22 protein-coding genes and 2 tRNA genes are annotated in these 25733 nt (G+C 54.0%); 7 read left to right on the forward strand and 17 right to left on the reverse strand.

Annotated features, from left to right (window positions below):
* Window positions 1-37: 37 nt before the first annotated feature.
* From ACQE3Y_RS02985 to ACQE3Y_RS03000, 4 genes are all read right to left on the reverse strand, one after another.
* Window positions 38-2341, reverse strand: coding sequence for a xanthine dehydrogenase family protein molybdopterin-binding subunit (locus ACQE3Y_RS02985; protein WP_426980836.1), 2304 nt, complete (start codon window positions 2339-2341; stop codon window positions 38-40).
* Window positions 2338-3336: an FAD binding domain-containing protein gene (locus ACQE3Y_RS02990; RefSeq protein WP_426980837.1), complete on the reverse strand. Its 999-nt coding sequence runs from the start codon at window positions 3334-3336 to the stop codon at window positions 2338-2340. Before ACQE3Y_RS02990 ends, ACQE3Y_RS02985 begins: the two co-directional genes overlap by 4 nt.
* Entirely contained in the window at window positions 3333-3824 is a 492-nt protein-coding gene (locus ACQE3Y_RS02995) for a (2Fe-2S)-binding protein (protein WP_426980838.1), read from the reverse strand. Before ACQE3Y_RS02995 ends, ACQE3Y_RS02990 begins: the two co-directional genes overlap by 4 nt.
* A 207-nt stretch (window positions 3825-4031) precedes the next feature.
* Window positions 4032-4292 carry a hypothetical protein gene (locus ACQE3Y_RS03000; RefSeq protein WP_085071250.1) on the reverse strand — a complete coding sequence of 87 codons (261 nt, stop codon included), beginning with the start codon at window positions 4290-4292 and terminating at the stop codon, window positions 4032-4034.
* Window positions 4293-4497: 205 nt separating this feature from the next.
* Between ACQE3Y_RS03000 and ACQE3Y_RS03005 the strand changes: the two genes are divergently transcribed.
* Window positions 4498-4788: a putative quinol monooxygenase gene (locus tag ACQE3Y_RS03005; protein WP_250650258.1), complete on the forward strand. Its 291-nt coding sequence runs from the start codon at window positions 4498-4500 to the stop codon at window positions 4786-4788.
* 96 nt (window positions 4789-4884) lie between these two features.
* Here the strand turns inward: ACQE3Y_RS03005 and ACQE3Y_RS03010 are convergent, their stop codons facing one another.
* The 5 genes from ACQE3Y_RS03010 to ACQE3Y_RS03030 all read right to left on the reverse strand — a co-directional run bounded on the left by ACQE3Y_RS03010 (window position 4885) and on the right by ACQE3Y_RS03030 (window position 9325).
* Window positions 4885-6117, reverse strand: a complete 1233-nt coding sequence (locus ACQE3Y_RS03010) for an MDR family MFS transporter (RefSeq protein ID WP_426980839.1) — start codon at window positions 6115-6117, stop codon at window positions 4885-4887.
* A gap of 15 nt (window positions 6118-6132) precedes the next feature.
* Window positions 6133-6894 (reverse strand): ABC transporter ATP-binding protein, encoded by a 762-nt coding sequence (locus ACQE3Y_RS03015; protein WP_426980840.1) that lies wholly within the window; start codon window positions 6892-6894, stop codon window positions 6133-6135.
* Entirely contained in the window at window positions 6894-7898 is a 1005-nt protein-coding gene (locus ACQE3Y_RS03020; protein ID WP_426980936.1) for a FecCD family ABC transporter permease, read from the reverse strand. Before ACQE3Y_RS03020 ends, ACQE3Y_RS03015 begins: the two co-directional genes overlap by 1 nt.
* A gap of 32 nt (window positions 7899-7930) precedes the next feature.
* Window positions 7931-8929: an ABC transporter substrate-binding protein gene (locus tag ACQE3Y_RS03025; RefSeq protein ID WP_426980841.1), complete on the reverse strand. Its 999-nt coding sequence runs from the start codon at window positions 8927-8929 to the stop codon at window positions 7931-7933.
* Between the two features lie 320 nt (window positions 8930-9249).
* Window positions 9250-9325: transfer RNA gene (locus ACQE3Y_RS03030), tRNA-Asn, on the reverse strand.
* Window positions 9326-9653: 328 nt separating this feature from the next.
* Between ACQE3Y_RS03030 and ACQE3Y_RS03035 the strand changes: the two genes are divergently transcribed.
* Window positions 9654-11102: an EmmdR/YeeO family multidrug/toxin efflux MATE transporter gene (locus ACQE3Y_RS03035; protein ID WP_250650245.1), complete on the forward strand. Its 1449-nt coding sequence runs from the start codon at window positions 9654-9656 to the stop codon at window positions 11100-11102.
* Window positions 11103-11233: 131 nt separating this feature from the next.
* On the opposite strand, the gene ACQE3Y_RS03040 is transcribed toward ACQE3Y_RS03035, so the two are convergent.
* Complete coding sequence (locus ACQE3Y_RS03040; protein ID WP_085071259.1) at window positions 11234-11731, reverse strand: pyridoxamine 5'-phosphate oxidase family protein; 498 nt, start codon at window positions 11729-11731, stop codon at window positions 11234-11236.
* Between the two features lie 309 nt (window positions 11732-12040).
* Here ACQE3Y_RS03040 and ACQE3Y_RS03045 point away from each other — a divergent pair, with 309 nt between their 5' ends.
* Genes ACQE3Y_RS03045 through ACQE3Y_RS03055 form a run of 3 tightly spaced genes read left to right on the forward strand, consistent with a single transcriptional unit; the run spans window position 12041 to window position 14737 of the window.
* Window positions 12041-12898, forward strand: coding sequence for an SDR family oxidoreductase (locus tag ACQE3Y_RS03045; RefSeq protein WP_426972112.1), 858 nt, complete (start codon window positions 12041-12043; stop codon window positions 12896-12898).
* Window positions 12899-12917: 19 nt separating this feature from the next.
* Window positions 12918-13991: a class I mannose-6-phosphate isomerase gene (locus ACQE3Y_RS03050; protein WP_426980842.1), complete on the forward strand. Its 1074-nt coding sequence runs from the start codon at window positions 12918-12920 to the stop codon at window positions 13989-13991.
* Window positions 13991-14737, forward strand: coding sequence for an alpha/beta fold hydrolase (locus tag ACQE3Y_RS03055; protein ID WP_426972114.1), 747 nt, complete (start codon window positions 13991-13993; stop codon window positions 14735-14737). Before ACQE3Y_RS03050 ends, ACQE3Y_RS03055 begins: the two co-directional genes overlap by 1 nt.
* Before the next feature lie 127 nt (window positions 14738-14864).
* On the opposite strand, the gene ACQE3Y_RS03060 is transcribed toward ACQE3Y_RS03055, so the two are convergent.
* From ACQE3Y_RS03060 to ACQE3Y_RS03085, 6 genes are all read right to left on the reverse strand, one after another.
* Complete coding sequence (locus ACQE3Y_RS03060) at window positions 14865-17000, reverse strand: lysine decarboxylase CadA (protein ID WP_426980843.1); 2136 nt, start codon at window positions 16998-17000, stop codon at window positions 14865-14867.
* Window positions 17001-17070: 70 nt separating this feature from the next.
* Window positions 17071-18411, reverse strand: a complete 1341-nt coding sequence (gene cadB / locus ACQE3Y_RS03065) for a cadaverine/lysine antiporter (RefSeq protein ID WP_426980844.1) — start codon at window positions 18409-18411, stop codon at window positions 17071-17073.
* Window positions 18412-18743: 332 nt separating this feature from the next.
* Window positions 18744-20291: a lysine decarboxylation/transport transcriptional activator CadC gene (gene cadC / locus ACQE3Y_RS03070; protein ID WP_426980845.1), complete on the reverse strand. Its 1548-nt coding sequence runs from the start codon at window positions 20289-20291 to the stop codon at window positions 18744-18746.
* Window positions 20292-20611: 320 nt separating this feature from the next.
* Window positions 20612-20687, reverse strand: a tRNA-Asn gene (locus ACQE3Y_RS03075).
* 110 nt (window positions 20688-20797) lie between these two features.
* Window positions 20798-21565, reverse strand: a complete 768-nt coding sequence (gene mtfA, locus ACQE3Y_RS03080; protein WP_426972118.1) for a DgsA anti-repressor MtfA — start codon at window positions 21563-21565, stop codon at window positions 20798-20800.
* A 108-nt stretch (window positions 21566-21673) separates the two neighbouring features.
* Entirely contained in the window at window positions 21674-22336 is a 663-nt protein-coding gene (locus tag ACQE3Y_RS03085) for a hypothetical protein (RefSeq protein ID WP_250650238.1), read from the reverse strand.
* Between the two features lie 635 nt (window positions 22337-22971).
* Between ACQE3Y_RS03085 and ACQE3Y_RS03090 the strand changes: the two genes are divergently transcribed.
* Both ACQE3Y_RS03090 and ACQE3Y_RS03095 read left to right on the forward strand, forming a co-directional pair.
* Window positions 22972-23676: a phosphohydrolase gene (locus ACQE3Y_RS03090; protein WP_426980846.1), complete on the forward strand. Its 705-nt coding sequence runs from the start codon at window positions 22972-22974 to the stop codon at window positions 23674-23676.
* A gap of 69 nt (window positions 23677-23745) precedes the next feature.
* On the forward strand, window positions 23746-24027 hold the full coding sequence (locus ACQE3Y_RS03095) for a hypothetical protein (protein ID WP_426972120.1): 282 nt from the start codon (window positions 23746-23748) through the stop codon (window positions 24025-24027).
* Here the strand turns inward: ACQE3Y_RS03095 and ACQE3Y_RS03100 are convergent, their stop codons facing one another.
* Window positions 24028-25614 carry a methyl-accepting chemotaxis protein gene (locus tag ACQE3Y_RS03100; protein WP_426972121.1) on the reverse strand — a complete coding sequence of 529 codons (1587 nt, stop codon included), beginning with the start codon at window positions 25612-25614 and terminating at the stop codon, window positions 24028-24030.
* Window positions 25615-25733: the final 119 nt, after the last annotated feature.

Consider the following 25733-nt stretch of genomic DNA (forward strand, 5'->3'; position numbering starts at 1 on the left):
CATTGCACTATAGCTTAGAACCATTCCGCCCGAGTCGTTAGTCCGCTAACATTTTCTCCAGCGTAATCGGCAGATCGCGGATGCGTTTGCCGGTGGCGTGAAACACCGCATTGCTGATGGCGGCCGCCACGCCGACAATGCCCAGTTCGCCGACCGCTTTGCCGCCCAACGCGCTGGCCTGATAGTCAGGTTCGCCGACGTTGATCACTTCCATATCCGGAATATCGGCGTTCACCGCTACCAGATAGTCCGCCAGGCTGGCGTTAAGCACGCGGCCATTATCGTCATCGAGCAAGCCTTCCTCCAGCAGCGCCTGACCAATCCCCATCACCATCGCGCCGATCCACTGGCTTTCCGCCAGTTTCGGGTTATACAGGCGACCACTGTCGAAAGCGCCCACGATGCGGCGAACCCGGATAGTGCCGAAATCTTCATCAACCGCCACTTCGACAAAAATAGCGCTCCAGCTATGGGCAGAAAAGCCGCCGGAAGTGGGCGGGATCATCTTTGACGAGGTGCGGTCAGCGGCATCGCGATCTTGCTGTGTGGCGTCAGAAGGAAAGGTATCCGCCTGCACTTCCAGCGTTTCCTTTCCGGCGACGCGCAGCAGCTCGGTAAAGCTCAGGCTGCTGCCCGGCTGGCTGAACAGGCGTAGCTGACCTTCCGCCAGCATCACATCCTCGCGTCTGGCCCCGAACAGCGGCGATTCAGCGCTGCCGAGCGCCAGCGTAATCAGCTCTTCACGCAGCTTAAGTGCGGTTTTGTATACTGCGGCGGTCAGGAGATTCGCCAACTGCGAGCCGCCAGCCACCGGCGCGCGCGGCAGGCTGGTGTCGCCTAAAAGCACGCTGATCTGTTCTGACGGCACGCTCAGCACGTCGGCGGCGGTTTGCGCCAGGATGGTATAGGTGCCGGTGCCAATATCGGCACCGCTGCTGCGCACTTCCAGCGTGCCATCCTGACGCAGCGTGATCCCTGCTTCGCCCGGTGTACGCCGCACCGGATAGCTGCCGGAAGCCATACCCCAGCCAATACGCTGTCGACCTTCACGCAGGGTGCCTGGCTCCGGCGGGCGCTGCGACCAGCCAAACGCCTGCGCGCCGGCGGAATAGGCTTCACGCAGCCGACGTGAGCTCCACGGCAGGTTAGCCTGCGGATCTTCTTCCGCATAGTTACGCAGACGTAATTCCAGCGGGTCAAGTTTCAGCGCATACGCCAGTTCATCCATTGCCACTTCCAGCGCCCAGCTGCTGGGGTTTTCGCCCGGAGCACGCATCCAGCCGGGATTCACGGTATTGACCGGCACCAGGCTATGACGTGAATGAAAATTTGGTACCGTGTACATCAGGGCAGTAACCGAGTTACAGGGTTCAAGATGCGTATCTTCACGGGCGGTTTCGTTCCAGCTTTTATGTACAATCGCCTGTAGCTTGCCGTTACTGTTGGCCGCCAGCGTCAGCTGCTGATGAGTGCGGGGGCGTCCGCCGAAGCCGGTGAAGGTTTGCCCGCGCGTCAGCACCAGCTTGACCGGCCGGCCCAGCGCGCGCGAGGCGGCGCAGGCCAGCGCTGAGTGAGGCTGAATGCCACCTTTCGAACCGAAACCGCCGCCGGTAAAGGGCGAAAGCACGCGGACTTTATCAATATCGATCCCCATCCACTGCGACACCACGCTACGCGCACCGCCGACCCACTGGCTTGGCTCCCATAAGGTCAGTTCACCATCGCGCCAGTCAGCGATGCAGCCGTGCAGCTCTATCGGCAGATTATATTCGCGCGGCGTGGTATAGGTGCCGCTAATCGAGACGCTCGCCTGCTGAATTGCCTGCCGGGCGTCGCCCCAGTCAACGTTTAAATCCTCCACCGGTTTTGGCTGAGCAAGCGGGTCATCCGGATGAATAATCGCTGGTTGCGTAACGTAATCAATGTGAATGCTGGCCGCTGCGGCTTTCGCCTGTTCCAGCGTTTCAGCAACCACCAGCGCCACATGCTGCCCGTTCCAGCGTACGCGCGGGCTTTGCAGCGGGACAAAAGATTGCGCCGCCGCGCCGCCGCTGGCGAAGGTGGCAGCAGGATGAATGGTCAACCCGCTTTCATGGGTGTAAACCGCCAGCACGCCCGGCATTTGCCGTGCTTTTACGCTATCGATATGGCTGATTTCCCCTTCGGCAATGGAAGACTGTACCACCACCGCATGACACAGATTATCTACCGGGTGATCAACAGCGTAGCGCGCCAGCCCCTGAATTTTCAGCTTGCCGTCAGCGCGATCGCGGCGAGCGCCCAGCCCCTGAAGTGCGTGAGCCGCGCTGTCGGGATTATGCCGTTTGATGGTCTCGCTCATGCTATGCCTCCCGCATTCAGCAACGCCCGTACGATAACGCGCGGCGCCAGCGTAATTTTATAACCGTTGTGCGCCAGCGCGCTGGCCTCCTGCATCGCCAGCGGCGCCAGGTCACGCAATTGCTGCTCGTTAAAAGGTTTGCCACGCAACGCCTGTTCCAGCGCACGAAGCCGCCAGGGCCTGGTGGCGACGCCGCCCAGCGCGATGCGTACCTCGCGCAGCGTAACGCCATCCTCTTCCAGTTCCAGCCCGACGGCGGCGCTGGCGGCAGCGAACTCATAAGAGCTGCGGTCGCGTACTTTCAGATAGTGTGAACGCTGCAGCGCGGCGGTTACCGGAATCTCAACGGCGGTAATTATTTCACCGGCGTGTAAATCCTGCTCCTGGTCGGGACGATCGCCTGGCAGCAGTAAAAACTCTTCAACGGTGACGCGGCGTTCGCTGCCATCCACCGCCTGAAGCTGCAGTGTGGCATCGAACGCGGTTAGCGCCACCGCCAGATCGCCGGGATAGACGGCAACACAATGTTCGCTGTTGCCCAACACGGCATGATTACGATTCATACCGGTACGGGCGGCGCAGCCAGAGCCGGGATGACGTTTATTGCAGTTTTGGTAGCCGTGCGCATCGCGAAAATAGCTGCAGCGCGTACGTTGCATGATGTTGCCACCGATGGTCGCCATATTGCGCAGTTGGGCGGAGGCGGCGCTGGTGAGGCTTTGGATCACGGCGGGCGCAATGTTTTGCAATGCTTCGTGTTGCGCGACCTGACTCATTTTGCACAGGCTGCCGATGCGAATAACGTTTTCTTCCAGCTCAATCGCTGACATCCCCACCAGGGAGGTAATATCGATCAGGCGATCGGGCTGCTCGACATCGCATTTCATCAGATCGATCAGGGTGGTGCCGCCCGCCAGGAGACGGCTGCCCGGCACGCTGGTGGCGGCCGTCGCGCTGGCAATATCTTCGGCGCGTAGATAATCAAACTCTCTCATGCCGTTTGCTCCTGTTGTAGCTGCTGCGCCGCTTCGCGCACCGCCGCGACAATAAAGGGATAAGCGCCACAGCGGCAGATATTGCCGCTCATATATTCGCGGATTTCATCGTCGCTGTTGGCATGGCCTTCATTAATACAGGCCACGGCGGACATAATCTGTCCCGGCGTGCAGTAGCCGCACTGGAAGGCATCGTGACGTAAAAAGGCTGCCTGCACCGCATGCAGCGTTTCATCCGCTCCAGCCAGCCCTTCGATGGTGGTGATCTCATGGCCTTCCGCCTGCGCCGCCAGCGTCAGACAGCTTAATACCCGTTCGCCGTCGATATGTACGGTACAGGCGCCACACTGGCCGTGATCGCAGCCTTTTTTTGCTCCCGGCAGTTCGGCGTGTTCACGCAGAGCATCGAGAAGGGTTACACGCGCGTCAAGCGCCAGAGGGTGTTCATTTCCGTTGATGCGCAGGCGCATTACTCGTTGCTGAGCCATAGCGGTCTCCCGTAACAGGATAAGGGGATGGCAGCGCCTGGCAGCACTGCCCACATTGCGTTTATCAAAAAATGCAGCACGGACCGCTACGATGACGGCCCTTAATCAGGTAACCGGGTAAGTGTAGACGTTATAAGCAGGTAACGAGGCGTGGCAGGCTAAGCAGGGGAAGCGGCAGGCAGCGCTGCCGCCAACAACGGACGTGCCTTAATGGATCATATGGCTATGGGTAGGCGCGCCGGTTTGCAGCAGCACCAACAGCTGTGAGAGCGGGTTACTAAGAATAAACTGATGGCAGCCGGTGTTAGCCATGAGTTGAGACATTGCCACCGCCAGGTTTGCCAGCGCGGTTTCCGGCGGCAAATTTTGCTGCTGTAGCAGCGCGAGCAACTCCTGAACGGAGTCCTGATTAGCCGCCGCCACCATTTTTTGCGGCTGCTGAGAGAGGGTTTCATCGCACGGTTTCATTCGCCAGGCTCCCGATAATCAAGTTTCAGACAATCCTGAACGCTATATATTGGCCGATTCAGGAATTTCAAGCTTAAAAACGCAGCAGTTATTCGCCAAATTTAAGCGCTGCGTGCCTTCTGACAGAAACCGCTATGCGTTCGCGGCGCAATATCGACTATTCTGACCTGACGCTATGTATCAAACCGATCCAGGGAGAAACAAAATGAGTGAAGTTATCGCTATTGTCGCCACCGTGATCCCAAAAGCAGGCGAAGCGGAAGTGGTTGAGCAGGCGCTGCGCACCGTGGAGCGCGACGTGCAGGGCGAGCCGGGCTGCCAGCAATATCAGCTGCACCAGGATCTGGATAATCCGCAGCACTTTGTGCTGCTGGAGCGCTGGGAATCTGAAGCGCATCTGCAACAGCATAGCGAAGCCGCGCCGTTCCTGCGTTTGATGGAAACTATCGAAGGTCGTGCTGAACTGCAGATAACGAAACTGAAAGTGTTGGCCTGATGACGTAAGGTGCTGAATGCCACAAGCCCGCCAGGGGGAACCTGAGCGGGCTTTTTTCTGGCGAGCTGAGGCGGTTGGCCGCAGCCGGGCGCGCGGTTAACGCCCGCGCATCTGGCGGCAGAGCAGGATTAATATGCCCGCGCTACAGAACGGAAACAGCGCCAGCAGCAGCCAGGGCGTAATCGCTTCTGTTGAGGGCGTCAGCGCGCGGTCCAGCAGGCCGCCAAAAAGAAAGTTGCCAGCCAGCACCGCGCAACCGCCCGCGCTGGCCAGCGCGCCGTAGTGGGCACCGAGCGTCGTCTCCTCAGCAAAACGGGGGATAAAATCTTTCGCGGCGGGCACCAGTAACATCTGCCCAAAGGTTAGCAGCGTGACGAAGCAGGCCGCAGGCAACAAACGCAACCAGCCTGCAGACGGCTCATGCGCCGCAAAAAGCGCCACGCTCAGAAAAGAGGCTGACACCAGAACAAAGCCTGTCGGCAGGCTCCATGCAGGCCCGATAACCCGTGCAAAACGCGCCAGAGGAAGCTGTAAGGTGATGACCAACAATGAAGCCAGCATAAACAGCGGCCCCAAATCTTTCTCATTGCCCCCGGCGCGCTGAATTTCCACCGGCAGCGCCAGATAGAGTTGGTTGTAACTCAACAACCAGGAGCTGTAGGCAATAATGAACACCACAAACCGTGGCTGACGGAGTACGCCCCACCAGGCCGTCCGCTGCTGAGAGGGTGGCTTTGTCTCGCTGCGCGGCAGACAAACAGAAAGAACGATTAACGCCAGCAAAAAAATAGCGGCCCCGGCAAACGCAACCAAACGGAAACCCAGCCCGGTAAACAGTGCCCCCAATACCGGGCCAAGCACGGCGCCCAGCTCGCCGCAGACGGCAAAAAGAGCAAACCATTCGGCGCGGCTGCGTTTACCGCTGGCCTCGCTTTGCTGGCCTGCTTTAGCGAGGAGCGCCTCAATAGAGGGAGAGAATAACGCCCCGCCAATGCCGGTGAGACAGGCACCAAGAACGATCGGCCACAGGGTGTGACCAAACGCCAGTAACAGATATCCCGCGATGCGGATAAAGCAGCCCCAAAGAATAACAACGCGCGCGCCAAACCGATCTGACAGCGCACCGCCTACGATAAACATGCCCTGCTGGGAGAAAGTGCGTAGTCCAAGCACCAGCCCAATCGCGCCGCCGGAAAGCAGCATATCGTCACGTAAAAACAGCGCCAGAAAAGGCACTACGGCGTAGAAGCCAATATTGAAAACAAACTGGCTACCTAATAAAACCGGCGGCCAGACGTGCGTTACCGGCCTCTGAAAAGGCAAAAACATGAAAATAGCCTGACGTTACGAGATGTAGTGGATATGTTTTTTGCCGTGATAGGGAGAGATTTCAATTCTGGTTTCCACCTGAAACACCTCCCACAGCAGTGACTCGGTCAGCACCTGCTGCGGCGTCCCTCTGGCGACCACCTTGCCTTTTTGCATAACGATCAGCGCATCGCAAAACATCGCCGCATGGTTAAGATCGTGAATAGCAACGATGCTTGTTACCCCCAGCTCGGTGATAAGCTTCATTAACTGTATCTGGTGATGAATATCCAGATGGTTGGTCGGCTCGTCCAACAGGATTTCGCCAGGCGTTTGCGCCAGCGCTCTGGCGATATGCACTCTCTGGCGTTCGCCGCCGGACAGACTCTGCCATCCCCGATCGCTATATTTCAGCATATCCACTTTTTGCAGCGCTTCAGTCACGATCTCATCATCGCGCGGGTTCCAGCTGGAAAAAGGGGAGTGATGCGGAATGCGGCCCAGTTTAACCACGTCCCGCACGCGCATGTTTGCTTCTGTGGCGCCATGCTGTTCAACAAAGGCGATACGGCGAGCCAGCTGTTTTTTAGCGATATGACGGATGTTTTTACCATCCAGCATCACCGTGCCGGAATGCGGGCGACGAATGCCGGCAAGAAGGCGCAACAGGGAAGACTTACCTGAGCCATTGGGACCAAGCAGCCCCACGGTTTCGCCTGAAGAGACCGTGAGCGAAACATCGTCTACGATAACCTTCTTGCCCACCTTCCAGGTGACATTTTCAGCAGAGATGCTCATTACTTGTTCCTTGAACGATAAATAATAATGGCAAAGAACGGCACGCCGACCAGTGCTGTCACCACTCCCACAGGCAGACTTTGCGGCGCGATCAGCATTCGCGAGGCGATATCCGCCAGCACCATCAGGATGGCGCCCGCCAGCGCGCTGGCGATCAACAGGGTTCGATGTAACGGGCCAAAAAAGAAACGCATAACATGCGGAACCACCAGCCCGACAAAACCAATAGATCCGGCCATGCTGACTATGGTGGCGGTGATCAGCGCGGTGGTGGTAAACAGAGTGAGCCGTACCCAGGCAACAGGAATGCCAAGCGAAAGCGCGGCATCGTCACCAAAGGTAAAGGCATCGAGCGCGCGCGAGTAGTAGAGACAGATAGCCAGGCCTACCAGAACTACACACAGCGCCAGCTGGAACTCAGGCCACCTTACACCGCTGAAACTGCCGAGCAGCCAGAACATCACGTCGCGCGCCTGCTGAGCGCTGGCGGAGGTGCTGATGGTATAGGCGGTAATGGCGTTAAAAAGCTGCGACGCGGCTACGCCTGCGAGAATGGTTCGTTCGTTACCGCCGCGTGCGCCGTTGGTCAAAAAGGCGACAAAAGCAAAGGCGGCGAATGCGCCAGCAAACGCGCCAGCTGAAAGCGTGACGGCACCGGAGCCGATACCCAACACTACGACGGAGACCGCACCGGTTGATGCGCCCGCTGAAACGCCCAGTACATAAGGCTCGGCAAGAGCATTTTTCAGCAGGCTTTGCAGTACAGCGCCACAGATAGCCAGTCCCGCGCCGCAGCAGGCGGCAACCAGCGCCCGGCTCAGGCGAAAGTCCCAAATAACGCTTTCGTGGATACGATTCAGCGGCACATGGGTTAATCCGGCTTTATTACCCAGCGCATATAATACGCTCTCAAGCGGAATGGCCAGTTCGCCAACGCTAACACCCAGCGCAATCACCACAATCAACAGCACCACGGAGAGTAGACACGACAGGGAGAGAAACATCCCCCGCCGAGCTTGTTGCACAACATCGGCCATTACTGAATATCCATCTTTCTGAGCTGTTCGCCAATTTGTTCAGCGCCATACAGCGTGCGGATGGTGGGATTCATCGCCTGACCATCCATAATGACGATATGACCTTTTTTCACGGCCTCAAGCTGGCTGACGGTGGGATCGCTTTTCAGGAATTTAATTTTTTCTTCTGCGTTATCGAGCGCCCAGCGGTTGCGATCGAGAGTAGAAACCACAATCACATCCGGGTTAGCGGCAATGATGCTTTCCCAGCCAACGGTGGGCCACTCTGCTTCAGCGTTGATCGCATTATGACCGCCCAACACATTAGCGATAAATCCCGAGGCGCTGTTTTTACCGCCCACGTAAGCGTCAGCTGAAGGGGATGAACTGGAAAACCAGAACACAAACGAGAGGTCTTTTTTACTTTTACTGAATTCCTGACGTAAATCTATTTCACGTTTTTTGAAATCGGCAATTAGGGCCTGACCACGCGCCTCAACGTTAAAAATTTTCGCAAAATCTTCTATCTCCTGATAGAGATAGCTCATATCCCACAGCTGCTGGCGGCTGCCGTACATATCACCGATGGCTTTTTTCGTGGCGCACATGCCCGGCGACATATAGCTGTTTACGCCGATAGTGGCGAGATCTTCGCGCCTGGCTACTTTGCTTTCTGGTCCCATTAACAGGGGAAGCTGCGCCGCGACAAAGTCAGGGTTTTGCGCAAGAACAGATTCCAGAGTAGGGATTTCAACGGTTAACGTTTTAACGTTGCTGTTTTTTTCTGCTAATTCCGGCAGGACTTTCGAAGGCCAGAAGGCACTTGCCACCATCCTGTCTTGCAGGCCCAGCAGCAGTAAAATCTCAGCGGTGTTTTGCCCTAATGCCACAACGCGTTCAGGCGCGGCGTTAAAGGTTTCTTTATAACCGCAATTTTCAATTGTCTGAGGGTAAGTGGTTGCAAATACAGAACTGACCGAGGCAAACATTAATCCTGCTGCGCAGATGACTCTCTTCATTTCACGCTACCCTTCATAAAAATTATTGCTGTATTTTCAGTTATTAAAGCTAAAGTGAAATGATAATGAAAATTATTACTAAAGCGAGAACTTTTTATACCTGAGGTTTATTATCAATTTGGGGAAATATCTGTTTGCTGCCGTTGGCTGTTGCGCTTCAAATACATGCCGATAAGCAACTTCAGGTTAGCTTTTTACCTGCGAAGCCGGTTTTAACGTTTTTATCTTTGATAACGATCGGCGGTCAGAAGCAGTGTTGCAGAGGTGTGGCAAGAGACTGAAAAGCAAAAAGCCCGCTCGAAAGCAGGCTTTTCTGAATTTGGCTCCTCTGACTGGACTCGAACCAGTGACATACGGATTAACAGTCCGCCGTTCTACCGACTGAACTACAGAGGAATCGTGTGAACGGGGCGCATATTACTGATTTTCCCCATGATGTCAAAACCCTTTTTTCACCCTGCGGTACTGTTTGCGGAAAGCATAATCAGTTTGCTGTAATAACCAGCAAAAATGGCCGTAGTTGATGCTTTTTCCGGCGATCAGGGCGCTGGCTGCTGGCAAAATTTGGCGTATGATCCCGGCAGGATGAAAGCGCGCTGAGCGGGGCAGCGGTGAAAACTGAAGTTGTAATAAAGCGTTAAACCGTAACGGAAAGATTTTGCATAATTGCTAACCATTGCCCATCATCATTATTCTCACCTCCATTAAAGTCATCGGGTCGATCTTGCAAACTTTACTCGTCAAACTGCGACGCGCCATTGAAGGCACGGCGTGGTATCCCAAACGGCGTTCTTATCGGGTGCTGTTCTGGCGTGAAATCACGCCGCTGGCGGTGCCCATTTTTATCGAAAATCTCTGCGTACTGCTGATGGGCGTGCTGAGCACCTTCCTTGTCAGCTGGCTGGGCAAAGAGGCGATGGCGGGCGTTGGGCTGGCCGACAGCTTCAATATGGTGGTGATCTCCTTTTTTGCGGCAGTGGATTTAGGGACAACGGTAGTGGTGGCGTTCAGCCTCGGCAAGCGTGACGGGGAGCGTGCCCGGGCGGCGACCCGGCAGTCGCTGGCGCTGATGACGGTGTTGTCTCTGCTGCTGGTAGGCGTGATCGAATTCTATGGTCACGTGATTATTGATGGCATCGCAGGCCGCGCCTCGCCGGAGGTAAAAGCGCTGGCGCTGAGCTATCTGCAAATGTCGGCATGGAGCTACCCGGCTGCGGCCATCACGCTCATCGGCAGCGGCGCGCTGCGCGGAGCGGGCAATACCAAAATCCCGATGTTGATCAACGGCGGGATGAATATCCTTAATATCGTTATCAGTGGCGTGCTGATTTATGGCTGCTTCTCATGGGAAGGGCTGGGTTTTATCGGCGCGGGACTGGGGCTGACCATCACGCGCTATATCGGCGCAATTGGTATCATTGTGGTGCTGATGGTGGGCTTTACCCCGGCGTTACGCATTCCGCTGCGTAGCTATTTTAGCCGCTGGAACAGCAAGATCCTGATGGAGGTATTAGGCATTGGCGTCCCCGCCAGTATTGAATCCGTGCTGTTTAACGGCGGTAAGCTATTGACGCAGGTGTTCGTGGCCGGAATGGGCACCAGCGAAATTGCCGGTAACTTTATCGCCTTTTCTATTGCTTCGTTGATTAACCTGCCGGGTAACGCGCTCGGGTCCGCATCGACCATTATTGTGGGAACGCGGCTGGGTAAAAATCAGATTGGTCAGGCCACGCGCCAGCTAAAATATATTTTCTGGCTGGCGACCTTTGGCTTGTGCGTGCTGGCCTTCCTTTCCGTGCCTTTTGCCGGACTGCTGGCGCGTTTTTATACCAGCGATGCGGATGTTATTGAAGTTGTGAAACATCTGGTCTGGCTGAATGCCGCCTGTATGCCGATTTGGGCCGCTTCATGGGTATTACCGGCCGGGCTGAAAGGCGCACGCGATGCGCGTTACACCATGTATGTCTCTATGCTCAGCATGTGGGGCGCGCGCGTGGTCGCCGGTTATCTGTTGGGGATTGTGTTGGGAATGGGGGTTGTGGGCGTCTGGCTGGGGATGTTCCTTGACTGGCTGGTGCGCGGCATCTTCTTCTGGCGACGCTTGATCAGCGGCAAATGGCTGCAAAAATATCGACCGGTGGCTGACTCAAAACGGATATTGAGTAAGAGATAGCGCAGCAAGGCGACGGCCAGAGCGCGCGTGCAGCGATAATGCGTTATAAATGCCCGCTTAAGTCGGACTATTGATGCCAGTAAAAAACCCTGCGTTGCAGGGCTTTTTTATAGGCGAAGAAAGCGTGCCGTTTACTCCAGCGATGACAGCATATGGCGTTGCGCCTGCCAGCGTGCTGCCGTTTTTTCCGCATCATGAATTTTAAAGGTAACGCCGGTCGCGACTTCAGCGTAGTCAGAGCGATGCACCATGATATTGCCGATATCGATCTCAAATACTGCGAGGTTCAGATCGGTCTCGTTTTCGGCAATCTGAATCGCGCGCCCACGCATCTCAATAATGCCTTTGTCATAGGCAAGCGCCACCGAAAGACGTCCATCGCGCCGCAGATTTTCGGTGGTGTGAGAATCGGGCCACAGGGCAACACGTAATGTCTGACGATCAATGGCGAACACTTCGCCCAGGCTAAGCTGAGCGGCATGCGGCCAGCCATCGGCATCAACGGTAGAGAGACGAACAGCCTCGTTCACCGCCTGCGGCTTGATTTCGCCGCGCAGCCGGTTAAACACTGCTTCGGGTAATTCCACAATTGGTTCGGGACGGGTGTAAACCTCGCTTTCACTTTCCATGATGCCTCCATAAGGGTTTTGCAACGTAACCCACAGTATAGACGGTTGCGGTAGAGGCGCGCAGTGCGGCTCAGCGGGCTTTTTGCTGTTCTCCGCTATGTTTTTCCCTGGCTTATCTTGCCGCGTAGCCTCTTATTGCGTTTAAAAATAGTTTTCTCTTCAAACTGTTACGTTACGTAACCGCATTTGCGCTTTGTGTGACGCTGCTACACTTAGTGCTGGTTACCGGTAACGATTCAGCGCCCTTTTCCACAGGCAAAAGGCCTGTTTTTATCAGGCGACTTTGCTTTTTATAAGAGGAAAAAACGTATGACAAACCGTCCACAACATCCGCAACAGGCACAACAGCAAAACTGGCCTGGCAGCTTTCTGGAGATGCAGCCAAAGCCGGACCATGGTGAAACCCGCTATCAGGGTTCTGGCCGTCTGAAAGGTAAAACTGCGCTTATTACCGGCGGTGATTCCGGCATCGGTCGCGCTGTTGCCATCGCCTATGCCCGCGAAGGGGCAGATGTGGTGATCTCCTATCTGGATGAACACGAAGATGCCAAAGATACGGCGAAACTGGTTGAGGAAGCGGGACAGAAAGCACTGCTGATTGCAGGCGATATCACCCAGGCCGATCACTGCCGCAGCATTGTGGCGCAGACGGCGCAAGCGTTCGGCAAAATTGATATCGTGGTGAATAATGCGGCTTATCAGATGACGCGCAATGCGCTGGATGAGATCGACGACGAAGAATTCGACCGCACCATGAAAACCAATCTCTATGCGATGTTCTACATCTGCAAGGCGGCAGTACCGCATATGCCATCCGGCGGGTCGATTATCAATACGGCGTCAGTGAACGCCGATCAGCCGAAGCCGAAACTGCTTGCCTATTCTGCCACCAAAGCGGCAATCGTTAACTTCTCCGGCAGCCTGGCGGCGCTGCTGGCTGATAAAGGCATTCGTGCCAATGCTGTTGCGCCTGGCCCTGTCTGGACGCCGCTGATCCCTGCCACCATGCCGCCTGAACAGGTAGAAAGCTTCGGTGGAGAAGTGCCGTTGCAGCGTATGGGACAGCCTGCTGAACTGGCTTCGACTTACGTGATGCTGGCCAGCGATGAAGCAAGCTACATCTCCGGCGCAACCATCGCCGTTACCGGCGGCGTCGCGGTTATCTAACTTTGCGCAAGGGGGAGCAATGAAGGCTTATCCTTTAAAGCTGACGACGCCGTTAGCCACGCATATCTTCGGCGGTCAGCGCATCAGGCAACAGTTGGGAAAAGCGGATCTGCCCGATACGCGGATTGCCGAAACCTGGGAAATCAGTGACGTAGACGGCATGATCGCCTCGGTAACCAATGGCGAGCTGGCAGGCAGCAGCCTGCGCGAACTGACCCTGCGTTATCCTGATGAGATGGTTGCTCCGGGCTGGCGTGGCCCGCATTTCCCGCTGCTGAGCAAGTTTATTGACGGAACCGGCATGCTGCCGGTTCACTTACACGCCAATGACGAACTGGCGCAGCGCCTGGAACAGCAGCCAAACGGCAAAACCGAAGCCTGGCATATCCTCTGGGCGGCACCGGATGCCACCTGTCTGTTGGGCGTGCGCGAAGGCATTGACAATGCGCGTCTAAAGGCCGCTTTGCTGGCGGAAGATTACGATGCGGTAATGTATCGGGTGCCGGTAAAAACGGGCGATAACTTTTACGTGCCTGGCGGCATGTTACACAGTTTTGGCCCTGACACATTGATCTATGAAATCGAACAGACATCGGATATCCAGCAGCACGCTATGCCGTGGCGGATGGAAGATGGCTCACGCCTGAGTCAGCAGGAGTGGGAGAAAAATATCGATGCGCTGCTGCAGGAGCTGCGTCCAGAGCTGCGTTGTCAGCCGCAGGCCGGGCTGGCGTTGCAAACGCAGCATCTGACGCGGCTTTTCTGCTGTGCCGGTCCCTATTTTGCGCTGGAGCGCTGGCGGTTCAGCCAGTCGCAAAGCTTCAGCTTTAACAGTGCGCGTATTCTTTCCAATCTGGGAGACCCTTTAACGGTTGAGGCAAACGGCATCAGCGTTAGCATCGGGCGTGCCGAATCGCTGCTGCTGCCTGCTGCGCTGGATAAAGTGACCTTACATACTGCCGGTGAAGTTCTGATCGGTTACGTGCCGGATCTCGTTTCTGAAGTGCTACAGCCGCTGCGGCAGGCGGGTTACAGCGAACAAGCGATCGCGGCTTTAGGCGACATTCATCAGGCAATGTGTCAGGAGGAATGATGCTTCCTTACAGTAGTCAGGGGCAGGGCGAGACCACACTGGTGCTGATGCATTATCTGGGCGGCTCGCACCGAACCTGGTTTCCCACTCTGCCTTATCTGGATCGTCATTACCGCTGTGTGGCATTGAACACGCCAGGCTTTGGCGATGCGGCGGAGGTGAAGGGCTATGACGTGGATTCCATGGTGCGCCAGGTAGATGAAACCCTGCGTGGTCTGGGATTAAACAAGGTGATCCTGGCAGGTCATTCCATGACCGGGAAAGTTGCGCTGGCTTTAGCCGCGCGGCGGCCCGCTTATCTGCAGAAACTGGTGCTGGTTGCGCCGTCGCCGCCGGGACCGCAGCCGATGAGCGACGAGGACCGGGAGGCGCAGGCCAGCTATCAGGGCACACGTCAGGAAGCGGAGAAATTTGTCGACGGCTCCTGTTCCGCGCGTCTGCCCGACCCGCTACGCGAAGTGGCGATTGCCGATGCGCAGAGCGCCAGCCTGGCGGCCTGGCACGCCTGGCCGCTATCCGGCAGCCGGGAAGAGTGGCGTGAACGCATTGGTCGTATCGATATTCCGGCGCTGCTGGTGCTGGGAAGCGAGGACAGAAACGTACCTGGCATTGATGCGCAGCGGGAAATGATGCAAACGCATCTGCCGCAGGGAAAGCTGGAAGTTATCGAAGGGGCAGGACACCTGATGCCGATGCAGACGCCGCAGGCACTGGCCGAGCGCATCCTGCGATTTGCGGATTGCTAAGCGTCAAAGCGGGCCTGGACAATTGCGGGCACTGTTAAAAAGGGCGTCAGGCGGGTAATTACGCATGAATGATGAAAAAAGGGGAAGCAGCTGCTTCCCCAAAGGAGGTTACCCTCTGTCCTCTATTTTAATCTTTTAATACTTTTACCGTATAACGGCCATCTTCCTGTCGGTAAGCGCCGTGAATGTCCGTTTCAAAGCCGGGATAGTGAGAACCGATTTCACACAGCAGCTGCAGGAATTCCAGCACCGGCAGTGTTTCATCAGTGATCATTTCACCCGGCATAATCAGCGGTACGCCCGGAGGATACGGAAGGATCATATTGGCGCTGACCCGACCCACCATCTCTTCCAGATACACTTCCTCGACTTCACCGTGCAGCTCTTTCTGGAAAGCCTGGTAAGGCGTTAATACCATCGCCGGCAAATTTTCAAAGGCGCGATACATCAGATCCGGCAGATTATGGCGCTGGATTAGCTGGTGAATATTCGCGGCCAGCTCCTGAATACGCATATCTTTATAGAAGTCTGGCGCTTCCCGCCACAGGGAAGGCAGGATATTTTTCACCCGCAGGTTGAGGTCAAAGGCGCGTTTGAAGTCGGTTAAGGCGCGCAGCAGGCTGAGCGCTTTGGTTTTATCGATACCGATGCTGAACAGGAACAGCAGGTTATACGGGCCGGTTTTCTCTACCACGATCCCCTGCTGGTCCAGGTATTTCGCTACAAGGCTGGCTGGAATACCAAAGTCGCTCATCTGACCATTTTTATCCATACCCGGCGTCAGGATGGTAACTTTGATCGGGTCAAGGTACATGTGGTCGTTATCGATATCTTTAAAGCCATGCCATGCGCTGTCTGAGCGCAGCGGCCAGCATTCCGCCTCGGCAATATGTTCCGGCTGCCACACATCATAGAACCAGCCTTCAGATTCCGCATTCAGGCGTTTGATCTCTTTACGGAAACGCAGTGCGCGCTCAATGGATTCGCCAATCAGACGTTTACCGGCGTTACCGCGCATCATCGCGGCGGCGGTTTCCGTAGAGGCCACGATGCCGTAGTGCGGCGAAGTGGTGGTATGCATCATATAGGCTTCGTTAAAGGTCTCCTCATTAACATCGCCTTTTACATGAATCATTGAGGCCTGAGAAAATGCTGCCAGCAGTTTATGGGTAGACTGCGTTTCATAAATCACTTTCCCTTCTACCCGACCGCCGCTCATACCGCTTTTGCCAGTATAAATAGGGTGGAAATTGGTATAAGGCACCCAGGCGGAGTCAAAATGAATCGATTTTACATCCAGCGTTTTCTTGATGTAGTCGGTGTTATACAGCAATCCATCGTATGTGGAATTTGTAATAACCGCATGTGTCGGCCAGCTGGCGTTCGGCGTCGCTTTAACACGTTTGGCGATAGTCTCATGCTGGAACTCACTTTGCGGGATGCCGCCGAGAATACCGTAAGCGTTGCGGGTTGGGCGGAAATAGATGGGCGTTACATCGCTCATCATCATCAGGTGAGTCAGTGATTTATGGCAGTTGCGATCAATCAGAATGGTGCTGCCCGCCGGGGCGGAGTACATACCAACAATTTTATTCGCGGTTGAAGTGCCGTTGGTCACCATGTAGCTGCGCTCAGCGTTGAACACGCGGGCAATATACTCTTCAGCTTCTTTATGCGGGCCGGTGTGGTCAAGCAGCGAACCCAGCTCCGAGACAGAAATTGAGATATCTGATTTCATGGTGTTCGCGCCATAGAAATCATAAAACAGGCTACCTACCGGGCTTTTCTGGAAAGCGGTACCGCCCATATGACCAGGCGTACAGAAGGTATATTTTCCTTCGCGCACATAGTTGAACAGGGCGCGGGTCAGCGGTGGCAGGATGGTATTAACATACTCATCGGTGCTCTGTTTGATTTTGTTAGCGATATCTTCCGCAGCACCAAGCGTATATTCAAAGAAACGTACCTGCATACGCAGATCGCTAAGGCTGACATCCAGCGATGAATGGGTATTAGCAAAAGCGTAAATCGGAAGATGCTCGTTGAGTTTATTAATCTCTTTGCACAGATCCAGACTGTATTTATCCCAGTCAAAGATGACGCCACACAGGCGGGCATTGTTTTCGATCAGTTTCAGCAAATCTTCGCGGTCGTTAGGGTAGACCAGTTTAAAATTAATGGCTTCCAGAGCGCGATGGAGTTCACGGATAGGTTCTTCTTTAAAGAAGGCACCCATGTGATTCATGATTGCAATAACGTTCATAAAGTTATCTCCAGATGTAAGATGCCCTTCCCGAGCCGGTTAGCAGGAATGGAAGGGCAAATTTTGAATATCAGGAATGCGGGATCAGATGGTCGTGCGCGTTGTCGTCATGCGCATGCTGGCGGCGGTGCAGCTTACCGGCGTAAAACATCAGAATGATCAGGCTGACGATAAAGGTTCCGCTCAGTTCGAATGAGCCAGCGCCCATTAGCGCGATAAAGCAGAACAGGCAACCCATCACTGAGGCGATCAGGCTGAGAAGATTACGCAGCGTCACCCCTTCAAAACGAATCAAGTCAACGCAGGAGTAGAAGTAAGGCAGCATGGTCAACAGTACGGCGATGCCGGTGAGCTGAGCGAACAGGTCTGCAGCGCTGCTGCCGCCGGAACTTAACAGGGTAATAAGCACCATCAGGGCGGTCATTTTACAGCTGGCCAGCAGCAGGCCTTTTTTCGGTACGCCGTTTTTATCCAGTTCGCCATACACCGCCGGGAAGTTACCATCGTTGGCGGCGCGTACCCCGGCCTGGCCTACCAGCATCATCCAGGAACCGAGCGAGGTCAGACAAGCGAGGGCAGTAAAGGCAGATACCACCGGCGTCGCCCAGCTACCTAAAATGGTTGAAGCGCTGACGGCAAAAGGTGCGCCTGATGCAGCGATTTCACTGGCCGGATACATCCCGGAAATGACCTGGGTTGCAGCGATATAGATGATGCCGGCAATACCGGTTCCCAAAATGGTTGCCAGCGGCACGGTACGCTGCGGGTTTTTCACCATACCGGAGCTAACGGCAGCGGATTCGACGCCGACAAAGGCCCACAGGCACAGAAGAATACTGTTAATAACGGCATGTGTATCTGTGGTATTTGAGGTATTCCAGTTGGCATGATAAGTGGCAATATCAAACCAGTGCCATCCCACTACCGCCGTGAGCACCACCGGAATCAACACCATAAACAAACCAATGGTGGTTAAACGGCTTACCCAGCTTCCGCCCAGCATATTAACAAAAGTAAATAGCCAGACGGCGGCAATACAGGCAATGCCTGCCGGAACCGGATTATGCAATACCGGAAAGAAAGTTGATAAATAAGAGATAGCGGTAATGCCGATGGCTAAATTACCTATCCAGTTGGCATGGTAATAAAGAACGCCAGTCTGGAAACCAAAGGCTGGAGATAATTCTCCGGCGTAGGCAATAGGGCCGCCCTGTTGCGGGTTTTTTGTTGCCAAACGTGCATACACATAGGCAAGCGACATAGCACCCAGAAGTGATATTACCCACCCCCAGATAGCGATGCCGCCAATAGAGGCGAGGGTTGAGGGAAGTAAAGCAACACCACTCCCCATCATATTACCGGCTACAACACCGGTGCAGGCCAGAAGGCCAATTTTTTTTGCAGAGGCCATTGTTTGTCTCCTGAATTAATTTTAAATAGCTCAGGTGAATAAGTGTTGCTGCCTTACCTGAACTGTTGACAGGAGATTAAGGGCAGGCCGAGGTAAATACATACGAAAGAAGTGAATTAAATATAAATATGAACGGACGGAAATTTTACTTTTAACATGAAAAGTCATAGTAGGGTCATGGAAAGGTAAAAATCATTATTTTTCAACGCGTTGCTTTGTTTTTTTTGAGTTAAGTAATGTTAAAAAATGCTATATTTAGGTTAAATTGAGAAGGGGTTTTTATGATGGCGAGAGGAGCCGATGAATAATTTTATCCATCGGCTGAATGAAATTTACTTTTCCTGGGTGAAATTGTTCAGGTAAGGGGCAACTTCCGCCAGTGAAGTCTGGAAAATAGTATTCCTGATCCAGTATAAAATGTTATCGCCGGGACGGAGATTGAAGGCGGTAATATAAGCATCTGCGGCCAGTCTCTTTTGCCCCTGCATCTCATAGACCTTGCCCAACAAAACATAATTAAGCCAGGACATCTCCAGATCAATGCTTTTGTTAATTTGCTGTGCCGCGAGATCTATTTTCCCGTGATTCAGTAGCGCGATGGTATTAATCTGATAGTAAATAGCTTCATCTTTAATCTCTGGCAGCTTTTCCAGCTGAGAAATTTTTTGCTGTAATAGGGCTAATTGCGGATCGTCAAACGGCTGCCCGGTATGTCGTAAAATATCCACCAGCGCTTTTTCGGCCTGCGCAAAGAAATAATCTGGATTGCTGTTAATCAGCTCGTCCAGAATATCACTGGCCCGGGTCAGGGAATCAGGATCGCCTTTCAATAATAAGCTATGCGCCTCATAATATTGCTGCAGCGCCTCACTCTGTTTTGGCAACATGATATTCAGGCTCCGCTGCGTTTTTTCTGACCAGGGCTGTTGTAAAGCTTGCGAAAGGCTTTTCAGTAAATCGTGCTGGATCGCCAGTTGGTTATCGTGGGTAATAAAATAACGGCGATCGAGCATAACCGAGCTATCGGCATTATCTACCAGCCGTACCGCCATAAAGCACTGCTGTTCACGATAATGGCGCTGGTTGACGAATTCGATGGTTAAGATTTTGCCTGCGCTGGTGGGGCCCCGGTAGCGGTAGTCCGTCTGGTTATGCACCATATAGGTCGAGTAGGTATTAAAGAGATTGGTAATCTGATCGGCGATGCCCATCATATAGGTGCTCTGGCGCGTCCAGCTGGTACAGGTAGGGCGACCGCTAAACTGAATATCGATATCACGCGGGTTAATGATCCCTTTGCTGACAGAGGTTGGCGTTGAGGTTGGCGAAGAGAATGGACCCACCACCAGCAACGCGACTCCGCAAGCCAGAGAGAGGATAAATGCCAGCCATACCCAGATGCGATACGGTGAGCGCGCCTGGCTTCCGGAGGCAAGCGCTGGCGCAGATTGCTGTTCGGGCTGCGAAACGGCGGGAGGAGAGGCGCTGGCGTATGCAACGCTTTGTGGCTGAAGGGGTTCACCCTCGTTGAGTGAGGCGATCCCGCTTTCAGCGCTTAACCAGCTGACTGAGGCGGCCAAACGGTAGCCGCGCTTGGGCACGGTGACAATATACTCCGGGCTTTCCTCTTCTTCTTCATGCCTGAGACATTTACGTAGCTCAGAAATGCTTTGGGTCACCACATGGTTAGTTACGATGTTACGTTTCCAGACATTATCGATCAACTCATCGCGGCTTAACACTTCATCTGGATGCTGGGCAAAGTAAAGCAGCAGATCAACCAGTCGTGGCTCGAGCGTTAAGCTGTGTCCCGGACGATTTATTTGGTTTATTGATGGCGAAACATGCCATTCACCAACAAGGAAATCGGGCTGTTGCATAGTAAAAACCGGCAGAGTAAAGCCTTATCTTAACACAGACCCGTTGCGCCCCGTTGCTAACCGTAGTGAGCGGCACGTTGGTCTGCGGCATGCTGCGTGAGCAAACCCACGTTAAGAAAAGAAAGCAGCTATCGCTTTTGGGAAAAGAGGGCAGGAAAGAAGCGTGCATCGATCAAGGGGCACAGAGGCTGCTTAGCGAACCACAGCGTAAACCACAGATATAAAAAAACCTGACGGCGAGAGTATGCGGTCAGGCTTTTTTAACGTTCAACGAATGCCTTCTGTGTTAAAGCAGATAAAGCGCTCATTGAGCAAAAATATGGCTCCTCTGACTGGACTCGAACCAGTGACATACGGATTAACAGTCCGCCGTTCTACCGACTGAACTACAGAGGAATCGGTTAAGTGGCGCGAATATTACCGTTAGCTTACCGCACTGTCAACAGCAAAAAAACTATTACTATTCAGTTGGCTAGCTTTAAAGCAATTCTTGCCGGTACCTCGCTTTATCCGGTTACCACTACAGGCTGCAGACGAGCCTGCGGGTCCTGGCGGTAAAAATGGGTCATACGCTGATAAAAGGCAGGAAAACGCTGCGCCAAAAGCTCAGGCGCGCTGAAGAAATATTCCGACAGCACGGCAAAGCACTCTGCGGGATCGGAAGCAGCATAGGCATCAATGCTGGCGGCGCTTTCACCAACCAGATCGATCTCTTCCTGAATCGATTCCATCGCCGCATGCAGATCCTGCTCCCAGGGGGCCACTTCGCGTAGCGGAATAGGTGGTACGCCGTTGGTAAAGCCGCTGCCGCGCGCATCCAGCTTATGCGCGACCTCATGAATAATCAGGTTGAATCCGCTCAGATCGAACGAATCCTGAATATCGAGCCAGTTCAGAATAATCGGTCCCTGTTGCCAGCTCTGTCCCGACTGTACGCTGCGATCGTTGTGAACCAGCCCATCCTCATCCTGCCAGCTCTCTTCTGACACAAAAGGAGCGGGATAGATTAACACTTCATGAAATCCATCCAGCCACTCCAGCCCCAGCTTTAATACTGGCAGGCAAAATAGCAGGGCGATACGCGCGCTGTGCAATGCATCCAGCTGCAGCTCGGCCAACGGAACGAGCCGCTTTTGATGCAAAAAGCGTTGCGCCAGCTGAATCAGCGCTTGCTCTTCATCAGGATGTAATGAAGCAAAGATCGGCACCGCCAGCGCCTGTTCCCAGGGAAGAGGCGTCGGTAAGACCTTTTCTTTCCATGGCCATTTGATCATCGCAATATTCACTCTGCGCAACGTTATTCACGGCGTACCATGCCGCAGCATGACGTTTCACGCAACCGCTGAACGCGCTAAAGCGGCGCAACGTCACAGCCTGACTGCTCAGGCACGGCGAAACTCAATCACCCAAACCCACGGGTTGACCTCCCAGCTGGTGCCGCCGTACTGTTTTTCCCACGCTTTACGATAAGCCTCTTTCGGTGCGATAGATTCGCTGTTCATCGTAAAAAAGTGGTTTAAAAAGTGTGAGTCGGTTTGCACGCCTTCCGCCATCACGTCGTCATCGCTGATATCCTGGATGCGCTCAGCACGCACGTTGGTAATCAACAAATCGATACGGCTGGCCCAACGGGGCATATGGATCCCGGTCTGCCAGCCAAAGGTTTCGCTTTCCTGATCGTGCTGCAGGCCCAGTTCCCTGCTGTCGGCGCGATACTGACAATATTTTGCCTGACGAAAACTGCCCGGCGACCGTTCATACGCCTGTAGCTGTTCTGCTGGCACTATCGGGCCACGCCAGGTTTCACGTACCCAGAGCCGATCGCCCGGCTGGCCGTAAGGGCACTGATAACTCAGGTTAGCCATACTCATCATTTTTTTGCCGTGCAAGTAGTTACCTGTTACATCAACAACGTAGCAACCTTCATGATTATCTTGTCCCGGGCCGAAAGGCTGAGACTTCATAATTCGCCGGGTTTGAGTTTGCTGGCCAGCCAACAGAGCGCGTACACGTTGTTCAGAGAACAGAATTGGCCTTTCTTTCATGTCTACCTCGTTGTTCTTCTTTTCTTAACTTCCCGGTAATGCTGTTTGGAACAGACAATAGGATAAATCCTAACATTACTGATGATAAAAGGGGCGTTCATTTCAATATTTATTCATGAGAACATCTTATGAAATGGGCCGCTTTACTGCAAAAGGTCTGTTTGCCCGGATAGCGTCTGGAAACATTACCGAGTGTGTTGAAAGATATTCGCGTCTCATTGATTTATTGTATATTTTTACAGTGTCTTAACCGCCAGTAAAGCAATTAGCCATTCTTTCATGGAATGAGTTTGGCTTAAGCGATGACCGCTTCAATATGGCACAAGCTGGTCGGACATGCAGTAGGCTTGTTGTCTGATTTATTGCTCAATCATTAACGTTTATAATATTTAAAGATTTATTTTTGCCAGATGAAACGTGATGGCTGTTGCAATTGTGTTGTTATTTTGTAATGGGAGCACTATAACTTGATGTAGATCGCATTTTAAAAAGTGGCTTTACATGAATTGCAATGCTGGCCTGCATCATCAGGCTGTCATATAAGAACGGTATATCCGCAGAAGGAGCAGGCTGCTCCTGTTCCCGCATACTGTCCTGCCATTTGCACCTCTGCTTATAATAAAAAGGAGAAGATGATGTCTTTGACTCTCTGGCAATCCCGCTTTGAAAACTGGCTGCATGCCAGCTGGCCGCAGGACGATAAAGCTCATGATATTGCGCATCTGCGGCGTGTCTGGCAAAGCGCACAGCGCATTATGCAGGGCACTAACGCCGATCCGCTGGTGGTAATGACCGCCTGTTATTTTCACGATGTGGTGAATTTGCCGAAAAATCATCCGCAGCGGCATCTGGCATCCAGCAAGGCGGCAGTAGAAACCCGCCGTATCCTGAATGAAGATTTTCCTGATTTCCCCGTTGAGCTGCATAACCCTGTTGCACATGCGGTGCAGGCGCACAGTTTCAGCGCCGGTATCAAACCGGAAACGCTGGAAGCGCGCATCGTTCAGGATGCGGATCGGCTGGAGTCATTAGGCGCGATTGGCCTGGCGCGGGTATTTTATACCTCCGGCGCATTAGGCCGGGCGCTGTTTGACAGCGAAGATCCTCTTGGGCGCGATCGGCAACTGGACGACACCAGCTGGACTCTGGATCATTTCCAAAAGAAACTGCTGCGGCTGCCCGATACCATGCAAACCGCAGAGGGCAAGCGGCTGGCCCGACACAACGTTGCCTTTCTGGTGACCTATATGGCCAAGCTGTGCGCAGAGCTACAGGGAGACCTGGTTTCGCTGGATGAATCCGTGTTGCGTGACTTCACTCCGGCGTTGGGCGAATATTAAATTTTTGTGACAGTCTGTTAAATTCCCGGCTGTTCAGCTACGTTGACCCAAACAACCAGGAGAAATGGTATGACTGACACGGTTAGCTTAACTATTAAAATTGATCCGAACCTAAAAGAAACTTTGAAAACGCTGGCGCTGGAAAACCAGCTGTCGCTGAGCCAGGAAGTGAGCCAGCGCTTACAGGCCAGCTTATTGACCCAGCCGCATCCGGCAATTGATAACCAGCATACCCAGGAAATTGATGCTCAGGAAACGGCAGGGCAGGAAGAAGAGGACGCGCCACAGCTAACCAGCAGCGAGCTGAAACAAATTCGCACGCTGCTGAAAAAAAGCAAAAAGAAGAAATAACTACAGACTGAACTGGCGCACGCTGGCAGAAAGACGCTGCGCCTGTTCGATCAAAATTTGAGAGGCGCTGGCGCTTTGTTGCGACAGCGCTTCATTTTGTTCTACCTGTTGCGCCATTCTTGAAATCTCCGCCGCAATCTTACCAACGCGCTCGCTTTGTGCCGTCGCATTCTGTTCCAGCTCCGCCAGCAGTACCACAACCCCGGATACTTCCTTACGAATCTGATCGTAGAGCGCTTCCAGCGCCTGCACGCGTTCAGATCCGGTTGAGATATGCTGATGCGTATGTTGGATCCGCCGATCGATTTCACGCGTGGAATGACTGCTCTGATTCGAGAGCAAGCCAATCTCTTTCGCGACGATGGAAAAACCGCGACCATACGCGCCGGCATGGGCCGATTCAATGGCGGCGTTCAGCGCCAGCATCCGCGTCTGGAGCGATAACCCTTCCAGCAGACTGACAATGCCTGAAATTTCACCTGAAGCCAGCACGATATCGCGCATGTGCGTATCCACCTGACTCACCATTTCGCCGCAGCGCTGGGTCAGCGTATCGGTGTGTTGCACCTGTCGGGTAGCGTGTTGGGTAAAGCGGCTGCTGCTTTCTACTTCCTCCGCCATACGTGTCAGACGCGCAGAGATATGGGCAAAGGCGCTGCTCTGTTGCTGATTACTGTTATTCAGCGTATCGCTGTGCTGTACGATCCCTTCGGCGCTCTGCATAACCGCATCGGCAATGCCGTTTATCTCGCTGACAATATGCTGCAAACCCTGCTGCATTTGCCGCATGGCCTGCCACAAACGTTGCATCTCATGCGATTGTCGCCCCGACTCCGATAAGGGCTGCGTCAGATTACCGGTGGCAATATGCTTCAGCTCGATGGTAGCCTGGGTCAGCGGTTGCAGAACGCCGCGCAGCAGCAGCCCTCCCGCCACCACCAGCATCGCTAACAAAAGCAGAGAAAAGAACAAGAGCAGATTGCGGCTGTCGGTCAGCGAACGCAGCGTGGTCTGATTGGTGGCGCTGGCCTGCCGATCGGCCTGGGCCAGGGTGGCGCGCCACGCCTCGCTAAACTGCTGCTGAAAAGCCTCCATCGGCACCATAAAAAAACCGTCGATACTGTTATCGCTCAGGCTTTTTAACTGCTCCTGCAGACCGCTTGCCAGCTGATGAAAACTTTGCGCCAGCGGGCTATCAGGCGGTGCGCCGTAACGGGTAAAGGCTTGCTGCGCCTGGGTAAGGGCCTCTGCTGCGCTGGCTGCCAGTGGTTTCCAGCTATCCACCGATCCGGTCTCCTTGTCCTGCATAAACCAGATGCCAGCGCGATGGCTGTTATCGCTGGCCGTCAGCAGCGCAACGCGGGCATTTTCCAGCAGCGCCTGGCGTTGATGCAGCTGCTGCGCGATTTCTACTGAAGTATGGGTATGGCTGACAGAGCGGGTCAGGATCAGTACGCTGGCGCACTGAAGCAGGCAGAACAGACCCAAGAAAAGCCAGAATGCCGCGCTAAGGCTGAATAAAAACTCAGGCAAACGAAAACGTAAAGGGCGCACCAGGCGCAGCGGAAGCACTGAAAGTAGCGACATAATCCTTTCCATAAAAATAAAAAGGAGTATTGGCGCGACTGATGTCAATTTTGTGACAGCGGCAGCGCCAGGAGTAGTTTTAGTAGTTCTGCTGGTATTAAGACAAATCTGAGGAGAAT

Origin of the sequence: Pantoea sp. FN0305 (assembly GCF_050113845.1) — a bacterium.
In the GTDB taxonomy this organism is placed as follows: Bacteria; Pseudomonadota; Gammaproteobacteria; order Enterobacterales; family Enterobacteriaceae; genus Mixta; species Mixta alhagi.

Coding starts and splice junctions, on each gene's coding strand:
- ACQE3Y_RS03010 (WP_426980839.1), bottom strand. CDS start 6,117: ATGTTTTTGCCTTTTCAGAGGCCGGTAACGCACGTCTGGCCGCCGGTT.
- cadC (WP_426980845.1), bottom strand. CDS start 20,291: ATGCAACAGCCCGATTTCCTTGTTGGTGAATGGCATGTTTCGCCATCA.
- ACQE3Y_RS03100 (WP_426972121.1), bottom strand. CDS start 25,614: ATGTCGCTACTTTCAGTGCTTCCGCTGCGCCTGGTGCGCCCTTTACGT.
- ACQE3Y_RS03060 (WP_426980843.1), bottom strand. CDS start 17,000: ATGAACGTTATTGCAATCATGAATCACATGGGTGCCTTCTTTAAAGAA.
- ACQE3Y_RS03000 (WP_085071250.1), bottom strand. CDS start 4,292: ATGAAACCGTGCGATGAAACCCTCTCTCAGCAGCCGCAAAAAATGGTG.
- ACQE3Y_RS02995 (WP_426980838.1), bottom strand. CDS start 3,824: ATGGCTCAGCAACGAGTAATGCGCCTGCGCATCAACGGAAATGAACAC.
- ACQE3Y_RS03015 (WP_426980840.1), bottom strand. CDS start 6,894: ATGAGCATCTCTGCTGAAAATGTCACCTGGAAGGTGGGCAAGAAGGTT.
- cadB (WP_426980844.1), bottom strand. CDS start 18,411: ATGGCCTCTGCAAAAAAAATTGGCCTTCTGGCCTGCACCGGTGTTGTA.
- ACQE3Y_RS03020 (WP_426980936.1), bottom strand. CDS start 7,898: ATGTTTCTCTCCCTGTCGTGTCTACTCTCCGTGGTGCTGTTGATTGTG.
- ACQE3Y_RS03085 (WP_250650238.1), bottom strand. CDS start 22,336: ATGAAAGAAAGGCCAATTCTGTTCTCTGAACAACGTGTACGCGCTCTG.
- ACQE3Y_RS03095 (WP_426972120.1), top strand. CDS start 23,746: ATGACTGACACGGTTAGCTTAACTATTAAAATTGATCCGAACCTAAAA.
- ACQE3Y_RS03040 (WP_085071259.1), bottom strand. CDS start 11,731: ATGGAAAGTGAAAGCGAGGTTTACACCCGTCCCGAACCAATTGTGGAA.
- ACQE3Y_RS03045 (WP_426972112.1), top strand. CDS start 12,041: ATGACAAACCGTCCACAACATCCGCAACAGGCACAACAGCAAAACTGG.
- ACQE3Y_RS03055 (WP_426972114.1), top strand. CDS start 13,991: ATGCTTCCTTACAGTAGTCAGGGGCAGGGCGAGACCACACTGGTGCTG.
- ACQE3Y_RS03090 (WP_426980846.1), top strand. CDS start 22,972: ATGTCTTTGACTCTCTGGCAATCCCGCTTTGAAAACTGGCTGCATGCC.
- ACQE3Y_RS02990 (WP_426980837.1), bottom strand. CDS start 3,336: ATGAGAGAGTTTGATTATCTACGCGCCGAAGATATTGCCAGCGCGACG.
- ACQE3Y_RS03005 (WP_250650258.1), top strand. CDS start 4,498: ATGAGTGAAGTTATCGCTATTGTCGCCACCGTGATCCCAAAAGCAGGC.
- mtfA (WP_426972118.1), bottom strand. CDS start 21,565: ATGATCAAATGGCCATGGAAAGAAAAGGTCTTACCGACGCCTCTTCCC.
- ACQE3Y_RS03050 (WP_426980842.1), top strand. CDS start 12,918: ATGAAGGCTTATCCTTTAAAGCTGACGACGCCGTTAGCCACGCATATC.
- ACQE3Y_RS03025 (WP_426980841.1), bottom strand. CDS start 8,929: ATGAAGAGAGTCATCTGCGCAGCAGGATTAATGTTTGCCTCGGTCAGT.
- ACQE3Y_RS02985 (WP_426980836.1), bottom strand. CDS start 2,341: ATGAGCGAGACCATCAAACGGCATAATCCCGACAGCGCGGCTCACGCA.